The 25,137-nt window shown below is 70.8% G+C and carries 23 protein-coding genes and 1 tRNA gene; 6 read left to right on the top strand and 18 right to left on the bottom strand.

From position 1 onward, the window contains the following. Both ABD770_RS11435 and ABD770_RS11430 read left to right on the top strand, forming a co-directional pair. On the top strand, positions 1 to 1,896 hold the full coding sequence (locus ABD770_RS11435) for a TIR domain-containing protein (protein ID WP_344819685.1): 1,896 nt from the start codon (positions 1 to 3) through the stop codon (positions 1,894 to 1,896). Beyond that, complete coding sequence (locus tag ABD770_RS11430; protein ID WP_344819684.1) at positions 1,893 to 3,779, top strand: WD40 repeat domain-containing protein; 1,887 nt, start codon at positions 1,893 to 1,895, stop codon at positions 3,777 to 3,779. Before ABD770_RS11435 ends, ABD770_RS11430 begins: the two co-directional genes overlap by 4 nt. A gap of 197 nt (positions 3,780 to 3,976) precedes the next feature. On the opposite strand, the gene ABD770_RS11425 is transcribed toward ABD770_RS11430, so the two are convergent. Continuing rightward, the gene (locus ABD770_RS11425) at positions 3,977 to 5,050 is read right to left on the bottom strand and encodes a radical SAM protein (RefSeq protein WP_344819919.1); all 1,074 of its coding nucleotides are present in this window, start codon (positions 5,048 to 5,050) and stop codon (positions 3,977 to 3,979) included. 793 nt (positions 5,051 to 5,843) lie between these two features. Then, a tRNA-Pro gene (locus ABD770_RS11420) sits at positions 5,844 to 5,920 on the bottom strand. 153 nt (positions 5,921 to 6,073) lie between these two features. On the opposite strand from ABD770_RS11420, the gene ABD770_RS11415 reads away from it, so the two are divergent. The 4 genes from ABD770_RS11415 (at position 6,074) to ABD770_RS11400 (ending at position 9,591) form a co-directional block, all read left to right on the top strand. Further along, positions 6,074 to 6,673: a GNAT family N-acetyltransferase gene (locus tag ABD770_RS11415; protein ID WP_344819683.1), complete on the top strand. Its 600-nt coding sequence runs from the start codon at positions 6,074 to 6,076 to the stop codon at positions 6,671 to 6,673. 144 nt (positions 6,674 to 6,817) lie between these two features. Further along, a complete protein-coding gene (locus ABD770_RS11410) occupies positions 6,818 to 7,489 on the top strand; it encodes a lysoplasmalogenase family protein (protein WP_344819682.1) in 672 nt (223 codons plus the stop codon). After that, the gene (locus ABD770_RS11405) at positions 7,486 to 7,866 is read left to right on the top strand and encodes an RNA-binding S4 domain-containing protein (RefSeq protein WP_344819681.1); all 381 of its coding nucleotides are present in this window, start codon (positions 7,486 to 7,488) and stop codon (positions 7,864 to 7,866) included. Before ABD770_RS11410 ends, ABD770_RS11405 begins: the two co-directional genes overlap by 4 nt. A 69-nt stretch (positions 7,867 to 7,935) precedes the next feature. Next, on the top strand, positions 7,936 to 9,591 hold the full coding sequence (locus ABD770_RS11400; RefSeq protein WP_344819680.1) for an HNH endonuclease signature motif containing protein: 1,656 nt from the start codon (positions 7,936 to 7,938) through the stop codon (positions 9,589 to 9,591). 31 nt (positions 9,592 to 9,622) lie between these two features. Here the strand turns inward: ABD770_RS11400 and ABD770_RS11395 are convergent, their stop codons facing one another. The 16 genes from ABD770_RS11395 to ABD770_RS11320 all read right to left on the bottom strand — a co-directional run bounded on the left by ABD770_RS11395 (position 9,623) and on the right by ABD770_RS11320 (position 25,117). Next, complete coding sequence (locus ABD770_RS11395) at positions 9,623 to 10,531, bottom strand: NUDIX domain-containing protein (RefSeq protein WP_344819679.1); 909 nt, start codon at positions 10,529 to 10,531, stop codon at positions 9,623 to 9,625. A 61-nt stretch (positions 10,532 to 10,592) separates the two neighbouring features. After that, on the bottom strand, positions 10,593 to 11,666 hold the full coding sequence (locus tag ABD770_RS11390) for a Glu/Leu/Phe/Val dehydrogenase family protein (RefSeq protein ID WP_344819678.1): 1,074 nt from the start codon (positions 11,664 to 11,666) through the stop codon (positions 10,593 to 10,595). Positions 11,667 to 11,771: 105 nt separating this feature from the next. After that, entirely contained in the window at positions 11,772 to 13,292 is a 1,521-nt protein-coding gene (gene der / locus ABD770_RS11385) for a ribosome biogenesis GTPase Der (protein ID WP_344819677.1), read from the bottom strand. Next, positions 13,285 to 14,004 (bottom strand): (d)CMP kinase, encoded by a 720-nt coding sequence (gene cmk / locus ABD770_RS11380; protein WP_344819676.1) that lies wholly within the window; start codon positions 14,002 to 14,004, stop codon positions 13,285 to 13,287. The genes der and cmk overlap by 8 nt, the downstream gene beginning before the upstream one ends. Beyond that, on the bottom strand, positions 13,997 to 15,109 hold the full coding sequence (locus ABD770_RS11375) for a prephenate dehydrogenase (protein ID WP_344819675.1): 1,113 nt from the start codon (positions 15,107 to 15,109) through the stop codon (positions 13,997 to 13,999). Before ABD770_RS11375 ends, cmk begins: the two co-directional genes overlap by 8 nt. Continuing rightward, entirely contained in the window at positions 15,106 to 15,921 is an 816-nt protein-coding gene (locus ABD770_RS11370) for a pseudouridine synthase (protein WP_344819674.1), read from the bottom strand. The genes ABD770_RS11375 and ABD770_RS11370 overlap by 4 nt, the downstream gene beginning before the upstream one ends. After that, on the bottom strand, positions 15,918 to 16,505 hold the full coding sequence (gene scpB / locus ABD770_RS11365) for an SMC-Scp complex subunit ScpB (RefSeq protein ID WP_425562765.1): 588 nt from the start codon (positions 16,503 to 16,505) through the stop codon (positions 15,918 to 15,920). The genes ABD770_RS11370 and scpB overlap by 4 nt, the downstream gene beginning before the upstream one ends. Before the next feature lie 28 nt (positions 16,506 to 16,533). Further along, on the bottom strand, positions 16,534 to 17,349 hold the full coding sequence (locus ABD770_RS11360) for a segregation and condensation protein A (protein ID WP_344819673.1): 816 nt from the start codon (positions 17,347 to 17,349) through the stop codon (positions 16,534 to 16,536). Then, positions 17,333 to 18,223, bottom strand: coding sequence for a ParA family protein (locus ABD770_RS11355; protein WP_344819672.1), 891 nt, complete (start codon positions 18,221 to 18,223; stop codon positions 17,333 to 17,335). Before ABD770_RS11355 ends, ABD770_RS11360 begins: the two co-directional genes overlap by 17 nt. A gap of 170 nt (positions 18,224 to 18,393) precedes the next feature. Next, a complete protein-coding gene (xerD, locus tag ABD770_RS11350) occupies positions 18,394 to 19,296 on the bottom strand; it encodes a site-specific tyrosine recombinase XerD (protein ID WP_344819671.1) in 903 nt (300 codons plus the stop codon). Position 19,297: 1 nt separating this feature from the next. Beyond that, entirely contained in the window at positions 19,298 to 19,873 is a 576-nt protein-coding gene (locus ABD770_RS11345) for an NUDIX domain-containing protein (RefSeq protein ID WP_344819670.1), read from the bottom strand. Then, positions 19,860 to 21,551, bottom strand: coding sequence for a CTP synthase (pyrG, locus tag ABD770_RS11340; protein ID WP_344819669.1), 1,692 nt, complete (start codon positions 21,549 to 21,551; stop codon positions 19,860 to 19,862). The genes ABD770_RS11345 and pyrG overlap by 14 nt, the downstream gene beginning before the upstream one ends. 17 nt (positions 21,552 to 21,568) lie before the next feature. After that, entirely contained in the window at positions 21,569 to 23,257 is a 1,689-nt protein-coding gene (recN, locus tag ABD770_RS11335; protein WP_344819668.1) for a DNA repair protein RecN, read from the bottom strand. Next, on the bottom strand, positions 23,254 to 24,159 hold the full coding sequence (locus ABD770_RS11330) for an NAD kinase (protein WP_344819667.1): 906 nt from the start codon (positions 24,157 to 24,159) through the stop codon (positions 23,254 to 23,256). The genes recN and ABD770_RS11330 overlap by 4 nt, the downstream gene beginning before the upstream one ends. Then, entirely contained in the window at positions 24,156 to 24,953 is a 798-nt protein-coding gene (locus tag ABD770_RS11325; protein WP_344819666.1) for a TlyA family RNA methyltransferase, read from the bottom strand. The genes ABD770_RS11330 and ABD770_RS11325 overlap by 4 nt, the downstream gene beginning before the upstream one ends. Next, entirely contained in the window at positions 24,950 to 25,117 is a 168-nt protein-coding gene (locus tag ABD770_RS11320; protein ID WP_344819664.1) for a hypothetical protein, read from the bottom strand. The genes ABD770_RS11325 and ABD770_RS11320 overlap by 4 nt, the downstream gene beginning before the upstream one ends. Between the last annotated feature and the right edge of the window lie 20 nt (positions 25,118 to 25,137).

Below are 25,137 nucleotides of genomic sequence, written 5' to 3'. Positions count from 1 at the left end.
GTGGCGCAGTCCGGATATCAGGCATTCATCTCCTACTCGCACTCCGCCGACGGCGCCTTCGCCCCGGCGCTGCAGCGCGGTCTGCAGCAATTCGCCCGGTCCTGGCGGCAACGGCGGGCGATGGAGGTGTTCCGGGATGAGACCGGCCTCGCCGTCGACCCGGATCTGTGGGGCGCGATCACGACCGCCCTGGACGCCTCGGAGTGGTTCCTCCTCCTCGCCTCACCGCAGGCGGCGGCCTCGCACTGGGTCGGGCAGGAGATCCAGCACTGCCTCGCGACCAAGGGCGCAGACCGGATCCTCATCGTCCTCACTGAGGGCACGCTCGGCTGGGACGCGGATTCCGGGGATTTCAGCGCCGAATCCGACGCCGCGCATCCCGCGCTGCGCGGGCTGCTCACAACCGCTCCGAGGATCATCGACCTGTCCTGGGCGCGGCAGGAGACCGAGCTGACGCTGGACAACCCGCGCTTCCGCGCCGATATCGCCCGCATCGTCGCCCTGATCCGTGACGAGCCGGTCCAGCAGGTCGCCGACCGGGACTCCACCGAGCGCCGCCGCACCAGGACCGTCGTCCGCTCCGCTCTCGGCGCCCTCGCCACGGCGACCGCTGTCGCCGTCGTCGCCGCCACGGCGGCGGGGGTGAGCTGGCAGGCGGCGGCGGCCGAGCGCGCCACCGCTGAGGCGGCGGCGCAGACCGCGCTGGCTCGGGAGTTCGCGGCGAAGTCGCGCTCAGCGCAGGATCCCCGCGCCGCCCTTGCGCTCGCCGTCGAGGCGTACGCGCTCGCTCCCGAGACCGCACAGACGGGGGCACTGCTCGCCGCGATCAGCGGTCCCGGCGCCGATCTGGTCGACCTCCCTCCCCTGCTGCCCGACGAGTACCGTCCGGAGCAGATCCGGTCGAGCTCCTCGCCGGGGGATGCCGGCGGCGGACGCCTGTCGCTGGCGACGCCCACGGGGTCCGTCGTGGTCGATCTCTCCGCCGACGACACCTGGGAGCTGCCCGGCCGGACGCACTATCTGACCCCGGACGGTGCGCGCGCGGTCGGTGCGGACGGCAGGATCTTCGGTCTCGGCCCGGACGGTGCGGCCGAACCCCTCGGCACGATCCCCGAGCTGGGCACGGAACCGGTGTTCGCCGCGGACGGCGATGCGTTCGTGTACCGGCACGACGGGGCCGGAGGCGCGGAACTGATCGTGTCGGACAGCGCCGGGCGGAATGTCCGCTCCGTCCCCGTCCCGCTCGGTGCGGACGGCGCGGGATGCAGCGGGGAGGCGTCGTCCTTCGCGATCTCCCCGGATGGCGGGAGGATCGCCGCCCGTATCGGGCCGGCCTGGTCAGCAGCGCCGCTCCGCGCGCGTCTGACCACCTATGCGATCGGTGACGACGGTCTGACCGAGCTCGCCACGACCGAGGTCGCCGGAGTCGGCACCGTTCGGTTCACCGATGACGGGACGGCCCTGTGGGTCCGCGACGATGCGGAGGTGCGCATCCTCGCCCCCGACACCCTGGAGACGGCGGGCCCGTCGATGAGCATCAGCAGAGCGGGGCCGCTGCACTACGCCCACGACGCGCTCGCGCTCGCCCCGGCCGACGGTTGCGCGCTGCCCGGCATCGTGCACCCGCCGACGATGGCGACGATCGCGGAGCTGCCCGCCGCGCTCGAGTACGCCGAGAGCGGCTGCTACGACACGACGGCGGGAAGCGAGTCCCGTTGGCTCCTCGGCGGCTCCTGGGTGCGCACCTCCGCGGGCCTCTGGCCGACCGACGCCGCCCGGATGCTCGCCATCGCCTGCGACGCGCTCGACGGCGCCGTCTCACGGGAGGAGTTCATCGGCTTCTCCGCCGTCGACCATGCCCCCATCGGCTGCGCCGGGACCGGGGAGGACTCATGAGCGCCACCGTCTACCTCGCCGCGGCGGACGGCCCCGACCAGCCGCTGGCGGATGCCCTCGTCCGCGCACTCCCCCGCTACGGTCGACGTGGCGCGGTCCGCGTCACACGCGCGGGCGATCCCGGTTCCGCCGACTGGTTCCTGCTGCTGGCGTCACCGGAGTCCGCGAGGGATGCCGCGGTGACGACGGCCATCCGGCAGCGCCTCGCCGCGGTCGGGGTGGAACGGCTCCAGGTCGTCGTCACCACCGGCACCTGGGAGTGGGACAGTGCTCGGGGTGAGCTCTCCGCCGGTTCGACCGCCGCCCCCGAGCCGTTGCGCACGGCATTCCCGGCGGAGCCGCGGCACATGCCCTACCGGGGCGATCGGATGCATCCGCCTGCGCCCCGCGATCCCGTCTTCCTCGATCAGCTCGCGGAGATCGTCGCACCGGTCGTGGGAACCACGAAGGACGACCTCGTCGGAGAGGACGTCCGCCGCCAGCATCGTGTCCGACGCCTCACCCGGATCGGGGCTGCTGCGCTCGCGGTGCTGCTCGTCGTCGCCGGAGCGGGCGGCGTCCTGGCCGTGCAGGGGGCCGCCGCGGCCGACCGTGCCCGGGCGGAGGCAGAAGCCCAGCGGGATGATGCCGACAGTCGCCGCCTCGCGGCACTGGCGCAACAGGTCGCCGGTGCTGATGGCGCGTTGGCTCGCCTCCTCGCGATCGAGGCCTGGCGGATCGCCGAGACGGACCAGGCTCGTGACGCCCTCGCCCTGGCAGCCGAGGTCGCCGGCGACTGGGAGATCACCACCACATCCGACGACGTGACCCGCCTGATCGGGCACGCCTCCCGCCCCATCGACATCGCACTGTCGGAAACGCACATCGCGACTGTCGATGCGACCTCGATGCTGCGGATCTGGCCACTGGGAGAGGTCTCCTCACCGGTTCAGACCGAAAGCTCGTCCGGGCTCGTCGACCTGGCGTGGTCGCATGACGGCGAGACGCTGGCGGCTGCGGGCGGACGCGTGCATCTGTTCGGCGCCGACGGCGGAGCCCTCGGGTTCGCCGGCCCGCGTTCCCCCGCCTCCGTCGTCGGGACATGGGGCGAGAGCGGATTCGTCGCCGGCGGTGATTCCGTCGCGCTCATCGAGGACGGTCGTGTCATCGCCGAGCGTGCCGTCGCAGAGCTCGGGTTCACCGACCGTGCTGTCTTCGTCGAGGGCGATCGCACCGGCGAGCGCGTTCTCGCCGCCTCCGCCGCAGGCCAGGTCGCCCTTCTCGATGCCGGCCTTCAGGTCGTCGCACAGTGGCAGTTCACCGTCACCGTCGACCAGTTCGGCGAGCGGGACAGCGCACGGACGCTCGCCTGGGATGGTGATGCTCGCGTCGTGCTCCCGCCGGACAACGAGACCATCCTCGGGCCCGTCCTTCGCCAGGGCGCACCGGATGCCCAGGACGGCGCGATCGCGGGGATCTATCACGCGCACACCGGTGAGGCGCTCGAACCGCTCATCTCCACCGGTCATCTGCCCCTCCCGGCAGCCTCGGCCGTCTTCCTGCCGGACGGGTCGGCGGTGGCGATCACTCCCGGCGGTCTCGAGTCCCCGCCCGCCTTCGGCGGCACCGCGTCGGCGCCCGACCTCAGCGGAGTGCCGCTGCCGCTGCAGGCGGAACTCGTGCGCACCTCTCCGGACGGAGCCTGGCTGGCCGTCTCGGGTGCCGGGGAGGAGGTCCACCTGCTCCGCATCGGGGGATCTCCGCCCGAGGAGAGCGACGATCCCCTCGTGCGCGCCTGCGCCGCTGCCGGGCGCAATCTGACGGATGCGGAGTGGGCGATCCATCTGCCCGATCGTCCGTACCGCGCCACGTGCGACGGTTTCGATGCGCCCGGAGTGCGCTGACATCGACTGTTGCTGATTCGGTCGATGGGATTCGGCCTCCGAGGCGGAGGTGGGCCCTGCGCGGGTCGTGGTGGTCGAGCCAGGTCGTCAACCGTGTTCTGCGTTCGGCGTGGGAAAGCCCGGGGGAAGTGCCGCGTGGTGGGCTTCCGCGTGATGACGTGCGCGTCGGTCACGATGCGGAGCGCGACCGAGCGTGCTCATATCGACGTGATCCTCGACGATGCCGCAGCGAGCAGTGGCCGACACAGGGTGTCGGCCAGAGTCATGGTGGTGGTGCGACAGTGATCGGTGGGGCCGGGGTCGATCCGCCCGCGTTCGAAGTAGGCGTCGGCGGGGCTGGGTCCGTCGCAGAACTGCGCGGAAGCGCAACCCCGGCAGGCGTCGACCGCGGCGAGGTGGTCGGCCAGCCATGTCGTCCGATCCCCCGCCTCGGCGAGTATCTCGTGCAACGGATCGGCCAGGACGTTGCCGGAATCGAAGTCGCCGTATCCGAGCGGGTCGTGGAAGCCGGCGAGCTCCGGAGCGACCAGCACGACGTCACCATCGCAGGTGATCGTCGGCAGGGGATCGACGTCGGTGATCGCCGGCTGCTCCCCGGCGAGAGCTCTTCGTACATGACGCAGACTGCGGTCGATCTCCCGGATGCGAATCGCGGGGTCCGCCATCCATGCTTCGGTGAGGGCGATCCAGAACTCCTGTGCTCGTCGTGGATCGCCTGTGCCGACGCGCGTGTTCGCTCCCACTCGCTGTTCGATGCTGACGCCGAGTGCCTCGGTGCCGAGGCCGACGAAGAACTCGTAGAATTCCGCGGCCAGTTCCGGATCCGGCTCGCTGACCACGGCGATCGTGGTGAAGCTGATCCCGTTGCGGCGCAGACAGTCGATACCGCGCATGATCCGCCCGTAGGCGGGCTGCCCGGACCTGGTGCGTCGAGCGGCCGACAGGGCCGGTGGGCCGTCGATGCTGACGCCGACGCGGATCGCGTATGCGGCGAAGACGTCGCACCACGCGTCGTTGATCAGCGTGGCGTTGGTCTGCACGCCGTGCCGCACCCCGCTGAACGGAGCCAGCAGGTCGGTGAAGTGACGCCTGCCCACCGCCAGTGGTTCGCCGCCGTGCCAGAACACCTCGAATCCCGGACGGTCCTGAGCCCAGGCATTGACCGTCTCGGCGGTGGCCCGTGCGACGGCAAGCGGCATCCGCCGCATATCGCGGTGTTCAGGGAGATAGCAGTACAGGCAGTCGAGGTTGCATCCCGTGCCGGGCTGCATGATCACCGCAGAGGGAGTCGACCTCAGCCGGGCTTCGGCCGCAACCGCTGGTCTGAACGAGGTCCGGCTCCGCTCCCCGATTTCCGGTCGGCTCGGTGGAACTGCGGGCCCGTTCGACTCAGCCATGCTGAACACGCTAATGGATGACAGGAGCCGACGCGCAACCCGGACATCCGCATCCGGATCCGGAGGGCGTCTCACCGAGCGGGCCGTGTCTCACCGGCATCGGGCCGGTCCGTCTCACTCGGGCGGTGCCCGGAGCCCTGGGTGACGAGCCGCTGGGTGGGCACGCAGCACGACCGACCCCGAACCGGTCACGTCACCGGTCGTCAGTACCTCTGTTTCGCCGGCGACTTCACGAAGTGATCGCATCCGCGCGACACCGATCTCCCGCAGCGTCAGGGGGGCGGAAGACGGTCACGACGAGCTTCTCCATGTCCCGCTCGTACAGCTGCCGCGTCCGCGTGGTCAGGTGATTCTCGAGGTCGAGGTCTTCCAGTCAGTACGCGACGAGATCCGGGAACGGGCTGTCAGAGGTCAGATCGATGCCGGTGGGCTTGAAGAGACTCCGGTCCGCGAGCCTCGCTTTCAGCGTGCGTTCCGCCGCCTTCCGGTTCTCCCTGGTCGCCTGCACGAACCGGACCTTTCCTTCGCAGTCGCGGTAGCGTGCGCGAGCGACAACGCGGCCGGCGTGGACACCGGCTCAGAGGGAGCAAAAGACGACGTTTTCGATGGCCGGATCACATCTCACCCACGGAAAAGTCCCGAAAACCGGTGAGTTTCCGGGACTTTTTGGTCGGGCTGACAGGATTTGAACCTGCGACCCCTTGACCCCCAGTCAAGTGCGCTACCAAGCTGCGCCACAGCCCGTGGCGGTCCGCACCGAAGCGCGGGCAACTCGTCCATCCTAGCCCACGCACGGGGCCGCCGCGAACCACGATCGCCGGGCGTGGTGCATGGCCGCACGACACGCCATGGCGCTCGTCGTTGCCGATGTCCGAGCCCCCGCGTAGCGTGCCGGACATGACGATGATCACCACAGAGCAGGCGACGATCGATCGATGGGACGACGTGCAGCACTCCCTCTCCGGCGGCGGAGACGGGCGCAGCTGTCAGTGCATCTGGCCGGTCGTCGCACGCAAGGACTGGCAGTCGTCCACTTTCGATGAACGACGCGACATGCTGCGAGACGAGATCGCCACCGGCCCGCCGCCCGGGCTCATCGCGTACGTCGACGGTGAGGCCGCCGGGTGGGTCCGCGTCGGACCGCGTTCGGCGCAGACGCGCATTCTTCGTACGCGTGCGATCGCCGGCGCGACGGCCGAGTCCCTCGACGATGAGAGCGTCTGGGCGATCACGTGCTTCGTCGTACGCCGGGAGCATCGGGGCAAGAGCCTCACCGCACAGCTGCTGCGCACGGCCGTCGACTTCGCCGCCGAATCCGGGGCCCGCGTCATCGAGGCGTACCCCGTCGACACGAGCGAGGGCACGCACCGCGCGAACGACCTGTTCCACGGCACCCTGTCGACCTTCCTCGCCCAGGGATTCCAGAAGACCGCCGAGCTCCCCGCCGGGCGTGTCCTCGTCGTGCACGAAGTCGAAGGTGCGGCCGCGCTACCGTGAAACCATGAGCGCACAGCATCCGGTCATCGACGACCCCGTGCTCGGTCGGCCCGCCGCAAATCACGATCCCGACGGGGCAGTCACCGCCGTGGTGGTCGAGTCATGATGGCCGCGGTTCGCACCACACGGACGACGGAGAGGCGGATGCCGCACGGCATCCGTCTTCTCGACATCGCCGTCTGGGTCCCGTACCTGCTCCTGTCGATCGTCCACGTCACGGCTCTCGCCGTGCACTCGCCTGCGGCGGGACCGACGAAGCTGATGCTCATGCCTCTGCTCGCGCTTCCCGTCATCGCCACCGCGCCGAGACTCCGTCCGCGGGCGGTCTTCATACTGCTGCTCGGTGCGATCGTGTTCTCCTGGTTCGGTGACAGCGCAGGATCCCTCTTCACCAGGGCCCCGGAGCTTCCCCTCATGCTCCTCTTCTTCGGCGTCGCGCACGTCGGTTACATCTGGCTCTTCCTGCGCTTCGCCCGCATGCGCCGGCTGCCGAAATGGACTCTCGTCTATCTCATGTGGTGGATCGGGATGCTGATCCTCCTGGGCCCGCACACCGGAGGTCTTCTCGTCGCCGTCGCCGCGTACGGGCTGGTGCTCGCCGGAACGGCGGCGACGTCCGCACGCTGTCATCCGATCGTCGCCGTCGGCGGGGCCTTCTTCCTCGCGAGCGACTCCCTCCTCGCGTTCCGTCTCTTCCTCCCCGAGGGGATGCCCGACTGGACCAGCCCCGGCGTCATGGCCTCCTACACGATCGGCCAGGGCCTGATCGCGTGGGGCGTCCTCCGCACGACCGCGAGCCGGAGGGAGAGGCGATGACGGATGCCGTGAAGCCGGCGCGCATCGACAGCTGGCTGTGGGCGGTGAGGATCTGCAAGACGCGTTCCGCCGCGACCGCCGAATGCCGCGCTGGGCATGTGCGCGTGAACGGCGAGCGGGCCAAGGCCGCGCAGACGGTGAAGCCCGGGGACGAGGTGCGCGTGCGCCTGTCTGGTTTCGATCGGATCCTCATCGTGAAGCAGCCTCTGATCAAGCGCGTGGGGGCGCCCGTCGCCGTCACCGCCTACGAGGACCGCACTCCGCCCCGAGACCCCGTCGCGATGATCGCGGTGCGCGATCGCGGGGCAGGACGCCCGACCAAGCGGGAACGCCGGGAGATCGACCGGTTGCGCGGTCGCGATCAGCGCGATCGATGACGATCGGTCGCCTCGAGATTCCGTGAGATCTCCTCTTGAATATTCGAATATTTGTTCTATACTGGATGCATGACATCAGACCAGATCATCCGGAGCGAGCGACGCGGCGCTCTGCTGGATGCCTGGGTGGAGACGCAGCGGAAGATCGCTCGTCTTCAGGCGGAGGCCGCAGCCCTGCTGGCGGAGCGGTGGGAGCTGTGGGCGCAGGAGGTCGCGGATGCTCCGATGCAGCGCGACATGATCGAGCGCTCGATGTTCGCGGAGTACGCCGCCGCCGGACACATGTCGCAGGGGTCGGCGGAGTTCGCCTTCGTGGACGCCCGGTTACTGCATGAGGAGTTCCCCACCATCCGAGAGGCCTTCACCGACGGTCGTCTGACCCCGCAGCATGTGCGCGAGATCCTCCGCGAGTCTCGGCCGGTGCGGGAGGCCGTGCGCACAGGCGACGTCGATGCCGGGACCCTGAAGCTGTACGAGGTCGCGGTGCTGGAGGTCGCTGAAGCGGACACCGCCGCCCGCACCCGTGCGCACGCCCGACGCGTGGCGGCGGCGCTGGCCGGGACCACGGTCGTCGATCAGCACGAGCGTGCCGCCGCGGATCGGGAGGTCACGGTGCGATCGGTCGGCGATGGGATGGCGCTGCTGCAGGCCATGCTGCCCGAGCACCTGGCGCTGGCGATCCAGGACCGACTCACGGTGATGGCGCGGCACATGGTCCGGCATTCCGACGACCGCAGACCGATCCTGCCTCCCACCGAGCCGACGGATGCGGAATGGGCGGCTCAGAGAGCCGAAGCCGAGTGGGCCGAGGCCATTTTCAGCGCCGGTACGTTCACGACCGACCCCTTCACGACCGATCCGTTCACGACCGCCCGGCTCATGACCGCTACTCCCTCATCGACCGATCCTTCCGGCGCCCAGACGAGCACCGAGTCCGAGACGAGCACCGGCTTCGAGAAGACGAACACCGACTTCGAGACGAGCGCCAGGCCTGCTCCGGAAGCGGATCCGGAGAGCGATCCGCACCGGCACGAGGACAGCCCTCTGCTGCTCCACCTCCCCGCCGACGATCGGACCATGGATCAGCTGCGCGCGGATCTGTTCGCCGACCTGCTGCTGGCCTCCGCTCCTTCGGAGGTCCACGGCACGGGTCTGGAGGGCATCCATGCGACGATCCAGGTGACCGTCGCCGCCAGTACCCTCGCCGGTGCCGATGACAGGCCCGCCGAGCTCGATGGTCACGGTCCCCTGCATCCGGATGTCGCTCGTGCACTCGCCGGCTCCCGCACCGGCTGGACACGACTGTTCCTGAGCCCTGCGGGCCTGGTCGAAGAGACGGACACCTACACACCCACCGAGCCGATGCGCAGGTTCCTGCGTGCGCGCGACCAGCACTGCCGCTTCCCCGGCTGTCGGATGCCCGTGCATCGATGCGACATCGACCACAATCACGATCACGCAGCAGGAGGGCCCACGGCGATCGGGAATCTCGCGCATCTGTGCAGATCCCACCACGCCCTCAAGCACCCCGACGTGGCCGACACCGCACGATGGACGGTGACCCAGCTGGCCGATCAGACGCTGCGATGGCACAGCCCGACAGGGCGCACGTATCCCGATCGAGTGCCCCGACGCGTCATGTTCGTGGACGCCGACACCAGGGATCTTCCGACGTGCCGGCCCGCCGGAAACACCGCCGGAGACCTCATCGGCGCGCCCTTCTGACCAGTTCTGATCAGTCCCGCTGGTCCGGCGGTCAGTCCAACTGACCCAGCAGCCAGCCTGCGGGCCTCACCTGCGCGCCCAGGGCCTCGACTCGAGCGCGCAGCCCGCGGTCACTCGTCACGACCGTCACCAGCGCGCCGTCCCCGTGCAGTCTGCGAGCCTCGTCGACGATGCCGTCGTCCCCACCGCCCTCGGCACGCACGATACTCACCGCCTCGGCCGCAGGGGCTTCGGTCAGCACGCGCGCCGCACCCTCCACCACCATCGAGATGCGCGGGAACCACCGGTCCGCACCGAGGCCGAGCTCGGTCGCGGCCACGCCGACCTGCAGCCAGTCCGTCAGTCGGTCGCGCAGCCGCGCAGCGGCGCCCGCCCGGTCCTTCCACCAGCCGTCGGGCACGGACCCCACGACGTTCGCAGCGTCCACCACGATCGCGGGACGCGTCGGCAGCAGCGCGCGCAGGCCCGGCCAGGCGGCGGCGAACCCCGGGTGCAGTGGACGCTGATCCACCTCCCCCACGGGCACCCATTCCAGTGCCAGGCTCTCCGGGTCGCTGATGACCGGTTCGAAGGGCGTCGTGACCTCGGCGATGACGGTCGTGTACGACCAGATGTCCAGATCGAGCACACTCGTGAACCGTGCGCGTACGGATCCGGCGGGAATGCCGGCCTCCTCGTGCGATTCGCGCAGCGCGCCGGGCAGAGCCGACTCGCCCTCGTGCAGGGCTCCGCCGGGCACGCCCCAAGTCCCTCCGAAGTGGCTCCAGCCGACCCGGTGCTGCAGCAGCACACCCCGCTGCGCGTCCACGGCCAGCAGACCCGCCGCCCCGTATCGACCCCAGTACCTCTCGCCCGAGGCCGAGATCACCCAGGCGTCGCCGGGATCACGCGGGCCACCGGGCCGACGCGGTTCGCCGGGAGCGGGAGGGATGATGGTCACCCGTCCAGCTTTTCACAGCTGCGCGTGTCCGGCTCCCCCGCGGCGGAGACATGTCCGGAGGTTACCTTCTCGCACCGTCCTGCACGCCGCCGCGCAGCCGCTCCGCGGCCAGCTCTTCCGCGGCCTGCAGCGGCGTCACCCCTCGCACCTGCGCGTCGTCGAGGATCCTGCGCACGGTGTCGCCGATCGCCGCGACGCGGGCCATGATCTCCTCGCTCGTGCCGATCCGCTTCGCCTCCAGGTCCAGGTAGATCACCCCGCCCGCATTGACGACGAAGTCCGGCGCGTACAGGATGCCCCGGCCCGCCAGTCGATCGGCTCCCGAGCGCTCGGACAGCGGATTGTTCGCCGGCCCGCACACGGCCTTCACGTCCAGCGCGTCGATGACCTCGTCCGTCAGCACCCCGCCGATCCCGGCGGGCACGAACACGTCGCCGGGGACCAGATGCTCTGTGCCTGGCTCGACCCAGGTCGCCCCGAGCTCCGTGGCGAACGCGCGCCGGGCCGGGTTGATGTCGGTGACGGTCAGCTGCGCACCGTGCTCGGCGAGCCGCTGCGCGAGGCGCCCACCGACCTGTCCCAGGCCGGAGATGGTCACCCGCCGCCCCTCCGGCGACGCCGATCCGGTCACCCGCTCGAGCACCGCCTGCAGGGACGCGTACACGCCCAGACTCGTGGGGCCCGCCGGCTCGCCGGAGCCGCCCACGGCCCCGGGCAGTCCGACGACGTGCTGCGTGCGCTCGCTGACGGTGAGCATGTCCTCCGTGGTCGACCCGACGTCCTCGGCCGTGCGATAGCTTCCGTCGAGGAGTTCGACGGCGTCACCGAGGTCGAGGAAGGCCGCTCGCCGCTGATCAGCGTCCAGGGTCTGCCCCGGCTCCAGACGGATGACGGACTTGCCGCCGCCGGCGTCGAGCCCCGCCGCGGCATTCTTCAGGGTCATCGCGGTCGACAGCCGCAGCGCGTCCCCGAGCGCGTCGCTCCAGTGCGGGTACGTCCACAGCCTCGCCCCGCCGAGCGCGGAGCCGAGCACGGAGGAGTGCAGCGCGACGGCGATGAACAGGCCGCTGCGGCGCCCGGTGATCACCTCCACGCGCTCGTGGGCGAAGTCGGGCAGGGGCAGGGTGTGCGTCATCGCAGTCTCCTTCGGCGGGCCTCGTGGGCCGAGCGGGAACGGATGCCGGGATCACGGCATCCGTTCTCATTATCCCTTCGACGGGCGCCGCGACCCAAACTGCGGTTACCGCCGCCGACGCTCCCGCACCCGCATGTTGATGACGATCGGAGTGCCCTCGAAGGCGTAGATCTCCCGCAGGCGGCGCTGGATGAACCGGCGATAGCCGGGGTCGAGGAAGCCCGTCGTGAACAGCACGAACGTCGGCGGGCGGGTGGAGGCCTGCGTGCCGAACAGCACGCGCGGCTGCTTGCCGCCGCGCAGTGGATGCGGGTGCGCGGCCACCAGCTCGGTGAGGAACGCGTTGAACTTGCCGGTGGGGATGCGGCGGTCCCAGTTCTCCAGCGCACGCTCCAGGGCGGGCACGAGCTTGTCGAGATGCCACCCCGTCTTCGCCGAGATGTTCACGCGCGGCGCCCATGTCACGTGCGCGAGGTCCTGCTCGATCTCCCGCTCGAGGTACCGGCGCCGGTCGGCGTTCTCCAGGTCGTCGTCGGACAGACGGTCCCACTTGTTGAACGCGAGCACGAGGGCCCGGCCCGATTCCAGCACCATGTCGATGATGTTCAGGTCCTGCACGCTGATCGGCTGGCTCACGTCGATCACGACGACCGCGACCTCGGCCTTCTCCAGCGCGGCGGAGGTGCGCAGTGACGCGTAGAAGTCGGCGCCCTGCTGCAGGTGCACGCGACGGCGGATGCCGGCGGTGTCGACGAGCCGCCACGGCCTGCCGCCCAGCTCGACGATCTCGTCCACCGGGTCGCGAGTGGTGCCGGCGAGGTCGTTGACGACGACGCGCTCCTCCCCCGCGGCCCTGTTCAGCAGTGAGGACTTCCCCACGTTGGGACGGCCGAGGATGGCGACGCGGCGGGGACCGCCGACCTCGGCCGTGGCGACCGCGGAGACGTCGGGCAGCTTCGCGACGACGAGATCGAGGAGGTCGGCGACGCCGCGCCCGTGGATGGCGGAGACCGGATACGGCTCGCCGAGGCCCAGGTTCCACAGCACCGCGGCCTCCGGCTCCTGGCGGACGTCATCGATCTTGTTCGCGACGAGCAGCACGGGCTTGCCGCTCTTGCGCAGCAGCTTCACGACGTGCTCGTCCGTCGACGTCGCGCCGACCTTCGCATCCACGACGAACAGCACCACGTCGGCCAGATCGATCGCGACCTCGGCCTGCGCAGCCACCGAGCGGTCGATGCCCTTGGCATCCGGCTCCCACCCGCCGGTGTCCACGAGCGAGAAGCGGCGCTGCTGCCACTCCGCCCGGTACGTGACCCGGTCCCGGGTGACGCCGGGGGTGTCCTCCACGACGGCCTCACGTCGCCCGAGGATGCGATTGACCAGCGCGGACTTGCCCACGTTCGGTCGTCCCACGATCGCGACGACCGGCAGGGCGGGCAGGTGCTCGATGCCGTCCTGGCCGCCGACACCACCGGACAGCAGATCGGCGTCCTCCTCGTCGAGATCGTAGTCGGCGAGCGTGGAGCGCATGAGCTCCGCCCGCTGCTCGGCCAGCTGCTCGTCGAGCTCGGCCATCTTGTCGGCGAGGTCGTCGGGCTCCCCGACGTACTCTTCATCAGCCATGGTGGGGCTCCTTGTCGGCATCGCGCCGCCGCCGGATCACGGCGAGGACGGCGTCGATGGTCTGCGGAAGATCGAGTTCTGTCGAGTCGACGACATCGACGCCCGGGGCGGCGTGGAGGAAGTCGACCACGGCGCTGTCCGATGCGTCGCGCCGGTGCAGCGCCTCGGCGACGGCGGCGGCGTCCTGCCCCGCCAGTTCGCCCGCCCGCCGGGCCGCGCGCACCTCCGGTGCCGCGGTCAGGAGAATGCGCACGGGGGCGTCGGGGGCGACGACGGTCGTGATGTCCCGGCCCTCGACGACGACGGCCGGATACTCGGCATCCGCCACGACGGCGCGGAACATCTCGTTCACCTGCACGCGCACCTCGGGCACCCGGGCGACGCCGCTGACCGCCGCCGACACGCGCGGCTCTCGGATCGCGGCGGTCACATCCGTGCCGCCGACCAGGACGCGCCGGTCGTCCGGGTCCAGCCGCTGCCGCAGCGGAAGGTCGGATGCCGCGGCGCGCACGGCATCGGCATCCGCCGTGTCGCCTCCGCGCTCGAGCACGTACCAGGCCAGCGCGCGGTAGGCGGCACCGGTGTCGAGGTACCCGAACCCCAGTCTGCGGGCGACGGCCTTGGAGACGCTGGACTTCCCGGATCCCGCCGGTCCGTCGATGGCGATGACCTTGTCCGCGTCGTACGCCGAGGACGTGGTCGTGTCAGTCATTGGTGTTCCCCGCAATCCGCCAGCCGCGCGCCTCCAGACCCTCGACGGCGCCGCGCAGCGCGTCCGGCGCCACGCTGATGTCGGCGAGGCCGAACTGCGCGCCGGGCGAATGCTCCAGCCGCAGGTCCTCCACGTTCACGCCCAACTCCCCGAGCTCCCCGAACAGGCGCCCCAGCTGGCCGGGAGTGTCGTCGACCATGACGATGAGCTGCTCAAAACGACGGTTCTGCCCGTGCTTGCCCGGCAGCAGCGACACGCCCTCGTTGCCCTGCCGGATCGCATCGGCGATAGTCCGCCGCGCGCCGGGGGCGTCCGGCTCGCGCAGCGCATCCGACACCTCCCGCAGATCGGATGCGAGGGCGTCGAGCACCTCGACGACGGGTCCCGCATTGGCGCTGAGGATCTGCACCCACAGTTCGGGGGCGGATGCGGCGATGCGGGTGGTGTCGCGCACGCCCTGGCCCGCCAGACTCAGCGAGCCCGGCTCCGCGGATGCCAGCCGTGCGGCCAGCAGGCTCGCCACGACCTGCGGCACGTGCGAGGTCAGGGCGACGGAGCGGTCGTGCTCCTGCGGGGTCATCTCCAGCGGCATCGCCCCGAGGTCCAGCGCGAGCGCCTCGACGACGGCGAGATCGGCCGCGCGGGTCTCCTCATCGCGGCACACCACCCACGGCCGGCCGATGAACAGGTCCGCCCGCGCGGAGATGGCTCCGCCGCGCTCGCGGCCCGCGAGGGGGTGCGAGCCGATGTACCTGGTCAGGTCGACGCCGCGACGGCGCAGCTCGGTGAACGGCTCGAGCTTGACGCTCGCGACATCGGTGACCACGGCCTCCGGGTGCGCCTCCAGCTCGGCCTGGACGACGTCGGCGGTCACGTCCGGGGGGACGGCCACCACCACGAGGCCAGGACGGTCGTCGTCACGCGCGTCTCGCCCCGCCCCGTAGTCGATCGCGAGCCGGAGCTGGGAGGGCGAGACGTCGGCCAGCACGACATCGACGTCCTGCCTGCGCAGCGCGTGGCCGATGCTGGCTCCGAGCAGCCCCGCGCCGACGATGCGCACGGTGCCGGTGGTGCGCGATGCGCGTGCACTGGGGGAATCGCTCACTCGGTCTCCTGCTCGTCGTCGTCTCCCGCGGCCGCAGGTGAATCCCGGCGCGAGAGGGTCAGCAGCGCGCCGAGTTCGATTTTACTCAGGTCCCTGGCCTTCCCGACCGGGAGGGCTCCCAGGTGGACCGGTCCGAACTGCCGGCGCACGAGCTCCTGGACCGGATGCCCGACGGCGGCCATCATGCGTCGCACGATGCGGTTGCGCCCGGAATGCAGGGTCAGCTCCACGAGGCTGCTGCGTGCGGACGCAGAGCCGGGAGACACGTCCAGCAGCCGCGCCCTGTCGGCCTTGATGGGGCCGTCCTCCAGGTCGATCCCGCGGGTGAGCGTCGCGATCGTCTGCGCGGTGACAGCGCCGGCCACCTTCGCGACGTACACCTTCGTCACGCCGAACGACGGGTGCGCGAGCACGTGGGCGAGATCGCCGTCATTGGTGAGGATCAGCAGTCCGCTGGTCTGGGCGTCCAGCCTCCCGACGTTGTAGAGCCGCTCCGGCCATTCCCGCGTGAATCGGCGCAGATCCGGTCTGCCCTTCTCGTCGTGCATGGTGCTGTAGACCCCGGTGGGCTTGTTGAGCATCACATACCGCTTCGACACGTCCAGCTGCACGGCCGTGCCGTCCACGTCGATCCGGTCCCCGTCCGGGTCGATGCGGGTGCCGAGCTCGGTCACGGTGCGCCCGTTCACGCGGATGCGTCCTTCGACGATGTACTGCTCGATGACGCGACGCGATGCGACGCCCGCGTTGGCCAGGGCCTTCTGCAGCCGGACGCCCTGCGGGGCGCCCTGTGCGGGCCTGTCGTCGGTCATCTGATGTCTCCCTCGTCGAACCCGTCCGCACCGTCCTCCAGCAGCGGCGAGATCCGGGGCAGCTCGTCGATCGAGTTGATCCCCAGGTGCTCCAGCAGCTGGTCCGTCGTGCCGTAGTTGATCGCGCCCGTCTCGGCATCGGCGAACAGCTCCGTGATGAGCCCCCGCGCCAGCAGGGTGCGCACCACCGAGTCCACGTTCACGGCGCGGATCGATGCCACCTGCCCGCGGGTGACGGGCTGCTTGTAGGCGATGACGGCGAGCGTCTCCAGGGCCGCCTGCGACAGTCTCGACGGCGCCTGCCCGCCGATGAAGTCGGCGACCAGGTCGTCGTGGTCCTCACGGACGTACAGCCGCCACCCGCCGCCGACCTCGCGCAGCTCGAAGCCGCGGCGCGGGCCGCGTCCGCGCCCGTCGTAGTCCTCGACGAGCGTCTCCAGCGTCTGCCGCACGGCCGGCACGGGCGCATGCACGGCCGCCGCGAGGGCGACCAGGGCGATCGGCTCATCGATGACGAGCAGGATCGCCTCGATCCGCTCGGCCAGCGGCGTCTCCTCAGTCGTCTCGAGCACGGCCTCCTCCATCACGGCCTCCTCCTCGGTCATCGTCACCTCACCTGTCGTAGTCCGCGCCCAGCGTCGCCAGCTGCTCGTCCGACCAGCTCTGCGCCGACCAGCGCAGGGTGAGCTCGCCCAGCGGCTCCAGCTGCTGGAAGGACAGCGCGGCATGCCGGTACAGCTCCAGCACGGAGATGAACCGCGCCACGACGATCCCCGGCTGGCTCACCCCGCTGATCAGCTCGCGGAAGGTCAGCGACTCCGTGCTGCGCAGCATCGCCACGACGACGGCGGCCTGCTCCCGGATGCTGACCAGCGGCGCGTGCAGGTGATCCAGGCCGACCGAGGGCAGCTCCTTGGGGGCGAAGGCCATCGCGGCGAGCGCCGCGAAGTCGTCGGCGCTCAGCGTCCACACCAGCTCGGGGGTCCGGCTGCGATGCTTGGCATCCAGCGGCACGGCGCGCGCGTGCCTGCGGCCCTCCCGCTGCAGGCAGCGCCCGAACCATGCCGACACCTCCTTGAAGGCGCGGTACTGCAGAAGCCTCGCGAACAGCAGATCCCGCGCCTCCAGCAGCGCCACGGACTCCGCGTCGACCAGTTCACCCTGCGGCAGCAGACCCGCCACCTTCATGTCCAGCAGCGTCGCGGCGACGACGAGGAACTCCGATGCCTGCTCCAGCTCCTCGTCGCCGTCGAGGTCGCGCAGGTACGAGATGAACTCGTCGGTCACCCTGCTCAGCGACACCTCGGTGATGTCGAGCTCGCGCTGGGAGATCAGAGTCAGGAGCAGATCGAACGGGCCGTCGAAGTTCGACAGCGAGACGCGGAACCGTGAGGCGTCCGATTCCTCGGGCTCAGGCGACGGCGCCACGGGCCACAAGCTCCCGCGCCAGTCGCAGGTACGCCTGGGCGGCTGCGTGCTCCGGCGCGTACTCGGTGATCGGCACACCCGACACCGAGGCGTCCGGGAACTTCACGGTGCGGCCGATCACGGTCTCCAGCACGTCGTCGCCGAAGGCGTCGACGACGCGTTCCAGCACCTCGCGCGAGTGCAGGGTACGGGGGTCGTACATGGTCGCCAGCAGGCCGTCCATGGTGAGGGACGGGTTCAGACGGTCGCGCACCTTGTCGATGGTCTCGATCAGCAGCGCGACTCCCCGCAGCGCGAAGAACTCGCACTCCAGCGGGATGAGCACCCCATGCGCGGCGGTCAGCGCGTTGACCGTGAGCAGGCCCAGCGACGGCTGGCAGTCGATGAGGATGACGTCGTACTCGCCGGTGACGTGACGCAGCACCCGGGAGAGGATGGTCTCGCGGGCGACCTCGTTGACCAGATGCACCTCGGCGGCGGAGAGGTCGATGTTGGCGGGCAGCACGTCGAGGTTCGCCGTCGCGGAGTGGACGATGGCCTCGTGCGGGTCGCGCTTGACGTCCAGGAGCATGTCGTAGACGGTCGGGACGTCGTGCACGACGATGCCGAGGCCGGCCGACAGCGCACCCTGCGGATCGAAGTCCACCGCCAGCACCCTGCGACCGTACTCGGCGAGCGCGGCGGCCAGGTTGATGGTCGTGGTCGTCTTGCCCACTCCGCCCTTCTGATTGCACAGCGCGATGATCCGCGCCGGACCGTGGGACTCCAGCGGAGCGGGGATGTCGAAGCCGCGGTACGGACGCCCCGTCGGGCCGATGGGGGTGTCGTCCCCCTTCGCCGCCGTCGACTTGGACTTCGTCGCCTTCTCCGCCACCGATTCTCCTGCTCGTTCGTGCTTGCTCGATTGTAGCCGCAGGGCGGGCGGGCTCAGAGGCGGCGCGCGGCATGCTCCCGCGCCGCTGCGGCCAGCCCCTCGGACAGCCCCGGGTCCTCCGCCGCCTCCGGATGCCACTGCACGCCGACGGCGAACCGGTCCCGGACCGTTCAGCGGGCGCGGGGGTGGGAGGTGATGTAGACGTCGCGCAGCGCATCCACCGAGACGTGCGTGTAGATCTGCGTGGTCGCCACGGACGCGTGCCCGAGCAGTTCCTGGACGACCCGCACGTCGGCGCCTCCCTGCAGCAGGTGGGTGGCGAAGGAATGCCGCAGGGTGTGCGGCGACACCTCGGCGGTGATGCCGGCGCTCTCGGCGGCGGCACGGATGACGAGCCACGCACTCTGGCGGGACAGCGGCGCCCCGCGGGCGCCGAGGAACAGTCGGGCGGTGGCGCGGCCCTTCGCCGCCAGCGCCGGGCGCACCCGGGTGAGATAGGCGTCCACGGCCGCGCGCGCGTACGAGCCGACCGGCACGATGCGCTCCTTGTCGCCCTTGCCGCGCAGGCGCAGCACGTCCCCGTGGGAGAGGTCGTCGACGTCCAGGCCGACGGCCTCGGAGACGCGGGCGCCGGTCGCGTACAGCAGTTCGAGCAGCGCACGGTCGCGGATGCCGAGGGGCTCATCGGCCGGAGGCGCCGCCAGCAGCCGCTCGACCTGCTCGATCGTGAGCGCCTTGGGCAGTCTGCGCGGCGTCTTCGGAGGACGCAGCCGCCCGGTCGGGTCGTCCTCCTTGATGCCCTCGCGCGCCAGGAATCGGTGCCAGCCGCGCACCGACGACTGCAGACGGGCGAGGCTCGTGGCGGCGGGTGCGGGCACCGCCGCCGCCTGCTCGGCGATGAACGCCGTCACGATCGCCGGAGTGATGGCATCCGTGGTCCCGACCCCCTGTCCCGTCAGCCACCGGAGGTAGCCGTTGAGGTCGCGCCGGTAGGCGGCGATGGAGTGCTCGGAGAGGCCGCGCTCGATCGTGATGTGGCGGAGGTACGCGTCGAGCGCCGCATCGAGGCGCATGTCAGTCCCTGTCGCGCAGCCGCCGTTCGGCGGCGAGCACACCGATGCTGAGGATGCCGTTGTGCAGGCGTCCGGCGAGCACGGCATCCGCGGCTTCCGCCAGTGGAACCCATGCGACCCGGATGTCGGCCTCCTCGTCCGCGCGGGCGTGGGCGGCGGTGGTCGTGATGCCGGTGGCGAGATAGATGTGGATCATCTCGTCGTTGCCGCCGGGGGTCGTCCAGGACGAGACCAGGTGCTCCCAGTGCGCGGCGGCGGTGTCGGTCTCCTCCGCGAGCTCACGCTGCGCGGCGGTCAACGGATCCTCACCGGGGATGTCGAGCAGGCCGGCGGGCAGCTCCCAGTCCCGATGGCGGATCGGATGCCGGTACTGCTGGATGAGCAGCACACGACCGTCCTCGTCGAGGGCGACGACGGCGACAGCGCCGGTGTGCGCGACGTACTGGCGGCGGATCCGGCCGTCGCCGTACGCCACCCGCTCGTCGAGCACGTTCCAGACGGCGCCCTCGAAGCCGATCGAGCTCTCCAGCACCTCGGGTTCGAAGGGTTCGTCCCGAAGCAGGTCAGGCGTCGTCATCGCCGAACAGCTCGCTGGAGCGGTGCCGCTCGATGGCCGCGCCGATCAGGCCGCGGAACAGCGGGTGCGGTGCGGTGGGTCGCGAGCGCAGCTCGGGGTGCGCCTGCGTGGCGATGTAGTACGGGTGCACGTCGCGCGGGAGCTCGACGTACTCGACGAGATCCAGATCGGCGTTCAAGCCGGAGAACACCAGACCGGCGTCCGCGAGGCGGTCGCGATAGGCGTTGTTGACCTCGTACCGGTGACGGTGGCGCTCGGATGCCGTGTCGGCACCGTACAGGTCGCGCACCAGGGACCCCTCGACGAGTGCGGCCTCGTACAGCCCCAGTCGCATGGTGCCGCCCAGGTCGCCGCCGTCGAGGATCTCGACCTGCTCGGCCATGGTCGCGATGATGGGCTCCGCGGTCTCCGGGTCGAACTCGGTCGAGGAGGCGCCGACGATGCCGGCGACGTTGCGGCCGTACTCGATGACCATGCACTGCAGACCCAGGCAGATGCCGAGTGTGGGGATGCCCTGCTCGCGCGCGAAGCGCAGCGCGCCGAGCTTGCCCTCGATGCCGCGGATGCCGAACCCGCCGGGTACGAGGATGCCGTCCAGGTCCGCGAGGTTCTTCGCCGCTCCTTCGGGCGTCTCGCAGGTGTCCGAGGCGATCCAGCGGATGTCGACCTTGGTCTCCTGCGCGAATCCGCCCGCCTTGAGCGCCTCCGTCACGGACAGGTACGCGTCGGGCAGGTCGATGTACTTTCCCACCAGTCCGATGGTGACCTCGCGCTTGGGGTTGTGCACGGCGTGCAGCACGGTGTTCCAGCGGGTCCAGTCCACCTCCCGGGCGCGATCGCGCAGCCCCAGCCGCCCAATGATGTAGGAGTCCAGCCCCTGCTCGTTGAGCGTGGAGGGGATGTCGTAGATGCTGGGCAGATCGACGGTGTTGATGACACCCTCGATGTCGACGTCGCACATCAGGGCGATCTTGTTCCGGTTGCCGCCGCTGACCGGGCGATCGCTGCGCAGCACGAGAGCGTCCGGCTGGATGCCGACCTGACGGAGTGCTGCGACGGAGTGCTGGGTGGGCTTGGTCTTCTGCTCGCCCGACGCGCCCATGAACGGCACGAGGGAGACGTGCACGAAGAACACGTTCCCGCGCCCGAGCTCATGGCGGAGCTGACGGGCGGCCTCGAGGAAGGGCTGCGACTCGATGTCGCCGACCGTGCCGCCCACCTCGGTGATGATCACGTCGGGGCGCGGCTCCTCGGTGGCCTGCAGGCGCATGCGGCGTTTGATCTCGTCGGTGATGTGCGGAATGACCTGGACCGTCGCTCCGAGGTAGTCGCCACGACGCTCCTTGGCGATGACCTGCGAGTAGATCTGACCGGTGGTGACGTTGGCGGCGCGGGACAGCTCGATGCCGAGGAAGCGCTCGTAGTGGCCGATGTCGAGGTCGGTCTCGGCGCCGTCGTCGGTGACGAAGACCTCGCCGTGCTCGAACGGGTTCATGGTCCCCGGGTCGACGTTCAGATACGGGTCCAGCTTCTGCATGACCACGCGCAGTCCGCGGGCGGTGAGGAGGTTGCCCAGGCTCGCTGCAGTGAGACCCTTCCCCAACGACGAAACGACACCTCCGGTCACGAAGATGTGCCTGGTGGTGTCGTTCTCGGGCTCCGCAACAGAAGAGTTCATCACGGGCTTTTATCCTATCAGTTCGATTCCGAGCCCAGGCTCAGGAGTTCGCGGGCGTGACTGAGGGCGGCGTCGGAATCGGCGAGCCCGGACAGCAGCCGGGCCATCTCGGCTTCGCGCTCCCGGCCCGACAGTCGGGTGATGCTGGATGCGGTGACCGAGCCGTCGTTGGACTTCACGACGGACAGGTGGTTGGTCGCGAAGGCGGCGACCTGGGCGAGGTGGGTGACCGCGATCACCTGCGAGGTGCGGGCGAGCTGCGCGAGCCTGCGACCGACCTCGATGGCCGCAGCACCGCCGATGCCCGCATCCACCTCGTCGAAGACGAACGTGGGCACCGGGTCGGTGCCGGCGATGACCACCTCGATGGCGAGCATCACGCGCGAGAGCTCCCCGCCGGAGGCGCTGCGGGCGAGCGAACGGGGTGCGGCGCCCGGATGCGGAGCGAGCTGGATCTCCACCTCATCGTGTCCGTGCGCGGTCTCCGCGCCCGGTGAGACACGCACCTCGAGCCTGGCATCCGGCATCGCCAGGGCATGCAGCTCCTCGGTGACGGCGGCGGAGAGCCGGACGGCCGCCTCGGTGCGCGCGGAGGTGAGCTCCGCCGCCGCACGATCGAGCGCCGCGCGCGCCTGCGTCGCCTCGACGGTGAGCCGCTCGACGCGGTCGCCGTCGTCGTCGAGCTCGGCCAGCCGCAGTGACCCGGTGCGACGGACCTGCAGCGCCTCGTCGAGGGATCCATGCCGTCTGACGAGCGCGCCGATGACCGCACGGCGCTCCTGCACTGCGGCCAGCTCATGCGGTCCGGACTCGTCGAGGTCGGCGAGGTAGCCCGACAGACGTCCGGCGAGATCCGCCGCTCGGTAGCCGAGATCCGCCACGGACTCGGCGATCTCCGCCAGCTGCGGGTCGGCGGCTCTCTCCAGTGATCGACGTGCTTCGGCCAGCAGCCCCGCGACGTCGGGCTCGTCGTCCTCCCCCGACAGCGCCGTGCGGGCGACGGATGCCGCCAGCCGCAGCTCCTCGGCGTTCTCCAGCCGCTCGGCGCGCTCGTCGAGGGCGATGTCCTCCCCCTCCTCCGGGTCGATCTGCTCGATCTCCGCGAGCTGCTCGCGAAGCCGAGCGGCCTCCTCCGCGCGCCTGTCGCGATTCGCCGTGAGCTCGGCGATCTCGGCGTCCACCCCTCGCCAGGCCTCGAGTCGGGCGGAGTACTCGGCCAGCGCGGCACGAACCGGCTCGCCCCCGAACCGATCCAGCGCGTCGCGCTGCGCGGCGGCGGACCGCAGGCGCAGCTGCTCGGACTGTCCGTGCACGACGACGAGCTCGTCCGCCAGCGCCGACAGCACGGATGCGGGTGCGGGGCGTCCTCCCACGCTGGCGCGGCTGCGCCCTTCGGCACTGAGCGTTCGGGACACGTACAGCTCGGCGGCATCGCCGGCGGGCTCCAGCTCGCCGCCCGCGTCGGCGACGATCTCGGCGACCGCGCCCTCCTGCGGCACCACCCACACCCCGGCGACGGAGGCCTGTGCCGCGCCCGCGCGCACCGCGGAGGAATCCGCGCGTGCGCCCAGCAGCAGTCCGAGCCCTGTGATGACCATGGTCTTGCCCGCGCCGGTCTCGCCGGTCACGGCCGTGAACCCGGGGCCCAGCGGAAGCACGGCGTCATCGATGACGCCGAGGCCGCGGATGCGCATCTCGTCGATCACGGCGCTCCCCGCCACCCCGTCACCGGCAGCTGGAACTTCCGCACGAGCCGGTCGGTGAACACTGCCGGACGCAGCCGCGCGAGTCGCACCGGACGCGTGGACCGATGCACCATGACCCGGGCCCCGGGAGGCAGATCGTGCGAGCGCCGGCCGTCGCACCACAGGATGGCGCTGCCGCCGGTGCGATCCAGCAGCTCGACGGCGACGGACGCCTCCGGGCCCACCACGAGAGGCTTCGCGAACAGCGCGTGCGCGGACAGCGGCACGAGGGAGATCGCCTCGACGGACGGCCAGACCACCGGGCCGCCCGCGGAGAAGTTGTAGGCGGTGGATCCCGTCGGTGTGGAGACGACCATGCCGTCGCAGCCGAAGCTCGTGAGCGGACGTCCGTCGATCTCGACGACCACCTCGATCATCCGCTCCCGGCTGGCCTTCTCCACCGTCGCCTCGTTGAGCGCCCACGTCTCGTACACCACGCGACCGGCGTCATCGTGCACCTGCACGGACAGCGCCAATCGCTCCTCCACGTCGTAGTCGCGATCGACCACGCGACGCACGGCGGCATCCATGTCATCGCGGTCGGTCTCGGCGAGGAAGCCGACGTGCCCCATGTTGATCCCCAGCACCGGCGCACCGGAATCGCGCACGAGCTCGGCCGCCCGCAGGATGGTGCCGTCTCCGCCGAGGACGACGGCGAGCTCGAGTCCGTCATCGGGCACGTCCTCGCCCAGCACGCCCAGCTCGGCGAACCGCGGGTCGACCGCGGCGAACTCGTCCCGGTCGTCGGCGGGAAGCACGGGCACCGCGCCCGCCTCGTGCAGCGCATCGATGACGCGCAGCGCGGCGGTGACGGTGTCGGGGCGCTTCGCGTGGGCGACGACCAGGATCCGGCGCTCGTTCATCGTCCTCCTGCCACGTGTGCGATCTGCTCCGTCCATTCTGACGGATCCTCCCCGCGGTCGGGCGAGAGGTGGACCAGGTATTCGGCGTTGCCGTGCGTGCCGAGGATCGGGGACGCGAGGATGCCCAGCGTGCGCAGCCCGTTGTCGTACGCGACCCACAGCGTGCGCTCCACGGCATCCACGCGCAGCGCGGCGCTGGTGACCAGACCGCCTCGGACGGCGGTGCGACCGACTTCGAACTGCGGCTTGACCAGCAGCACGACATCGCCGTCGGATGCCACCACCGCGGCGACGGCGGGAAGCACGTGCGCGAGGGAGATGAACGACAGATCGCCCACGACCAGATCGGGAGGGCTCGGCTCGCCGGTGACATCCGCGAGGTTCGCCGCGGTCATGTGCCGCACGTTGAACCCCTCGATCGCGACCACCCCGGGGTCGGCCGCGATGGCATCGGCGAGCTGGCCGTGGCCCACGTCGACCGCCAGCACCCGGCGTGCGCCGCGTTCGCGCAGCACCTGGGTGAATCCGCCCGTGGAGGCGCCCATGTCGAGTGCGAGTCTGCCCTGCACCGACAGGGCGAAGCCGTCGAGGGCGGCGATGAGCTTGTGCGCACCGCGCCCCACGTAGTGGTCGGCGCCGTCGACGCGGATGTCGTCGTCATCGGAGACCGGAGTGGACGCCTTGACGACGGGGCGGCCCGACACGCGCACCAGCCCGTCGGCGATGAGCGCCGCAGCGTGCGTACGCGAACGCGCCAGCCCGCGCATCGCGAGAGCCGTATCGAGTCTCGTCATCGACTCGCCGGGCCCGCAGCTGCGCGGGGGGCGCCCTCAAGGCGCTTCATGAGCTCGTCGTGCACTGCGCCGTAGGCATCCGCGCGGGATTCGAGAGGCTGGCCCTCGATGAGGCGCAGACGGCTCCAGAGTGCGTCTGCCGGCTCGTCGCTCGTGTGCTCCATCCGACCACTGTAACGCGCCG

This window comes from Microbacterium soli (assembly GCF_039539005.1).
GTDB lineage: Bacteria > Actinomycetota > Actinomycetes > Actinomycetales > Microbacteriaceae > Microbacterium > Microbacterium soli.
This window is presented reverse-complemented; position numbering and strand designations above follow the sequence as displayed.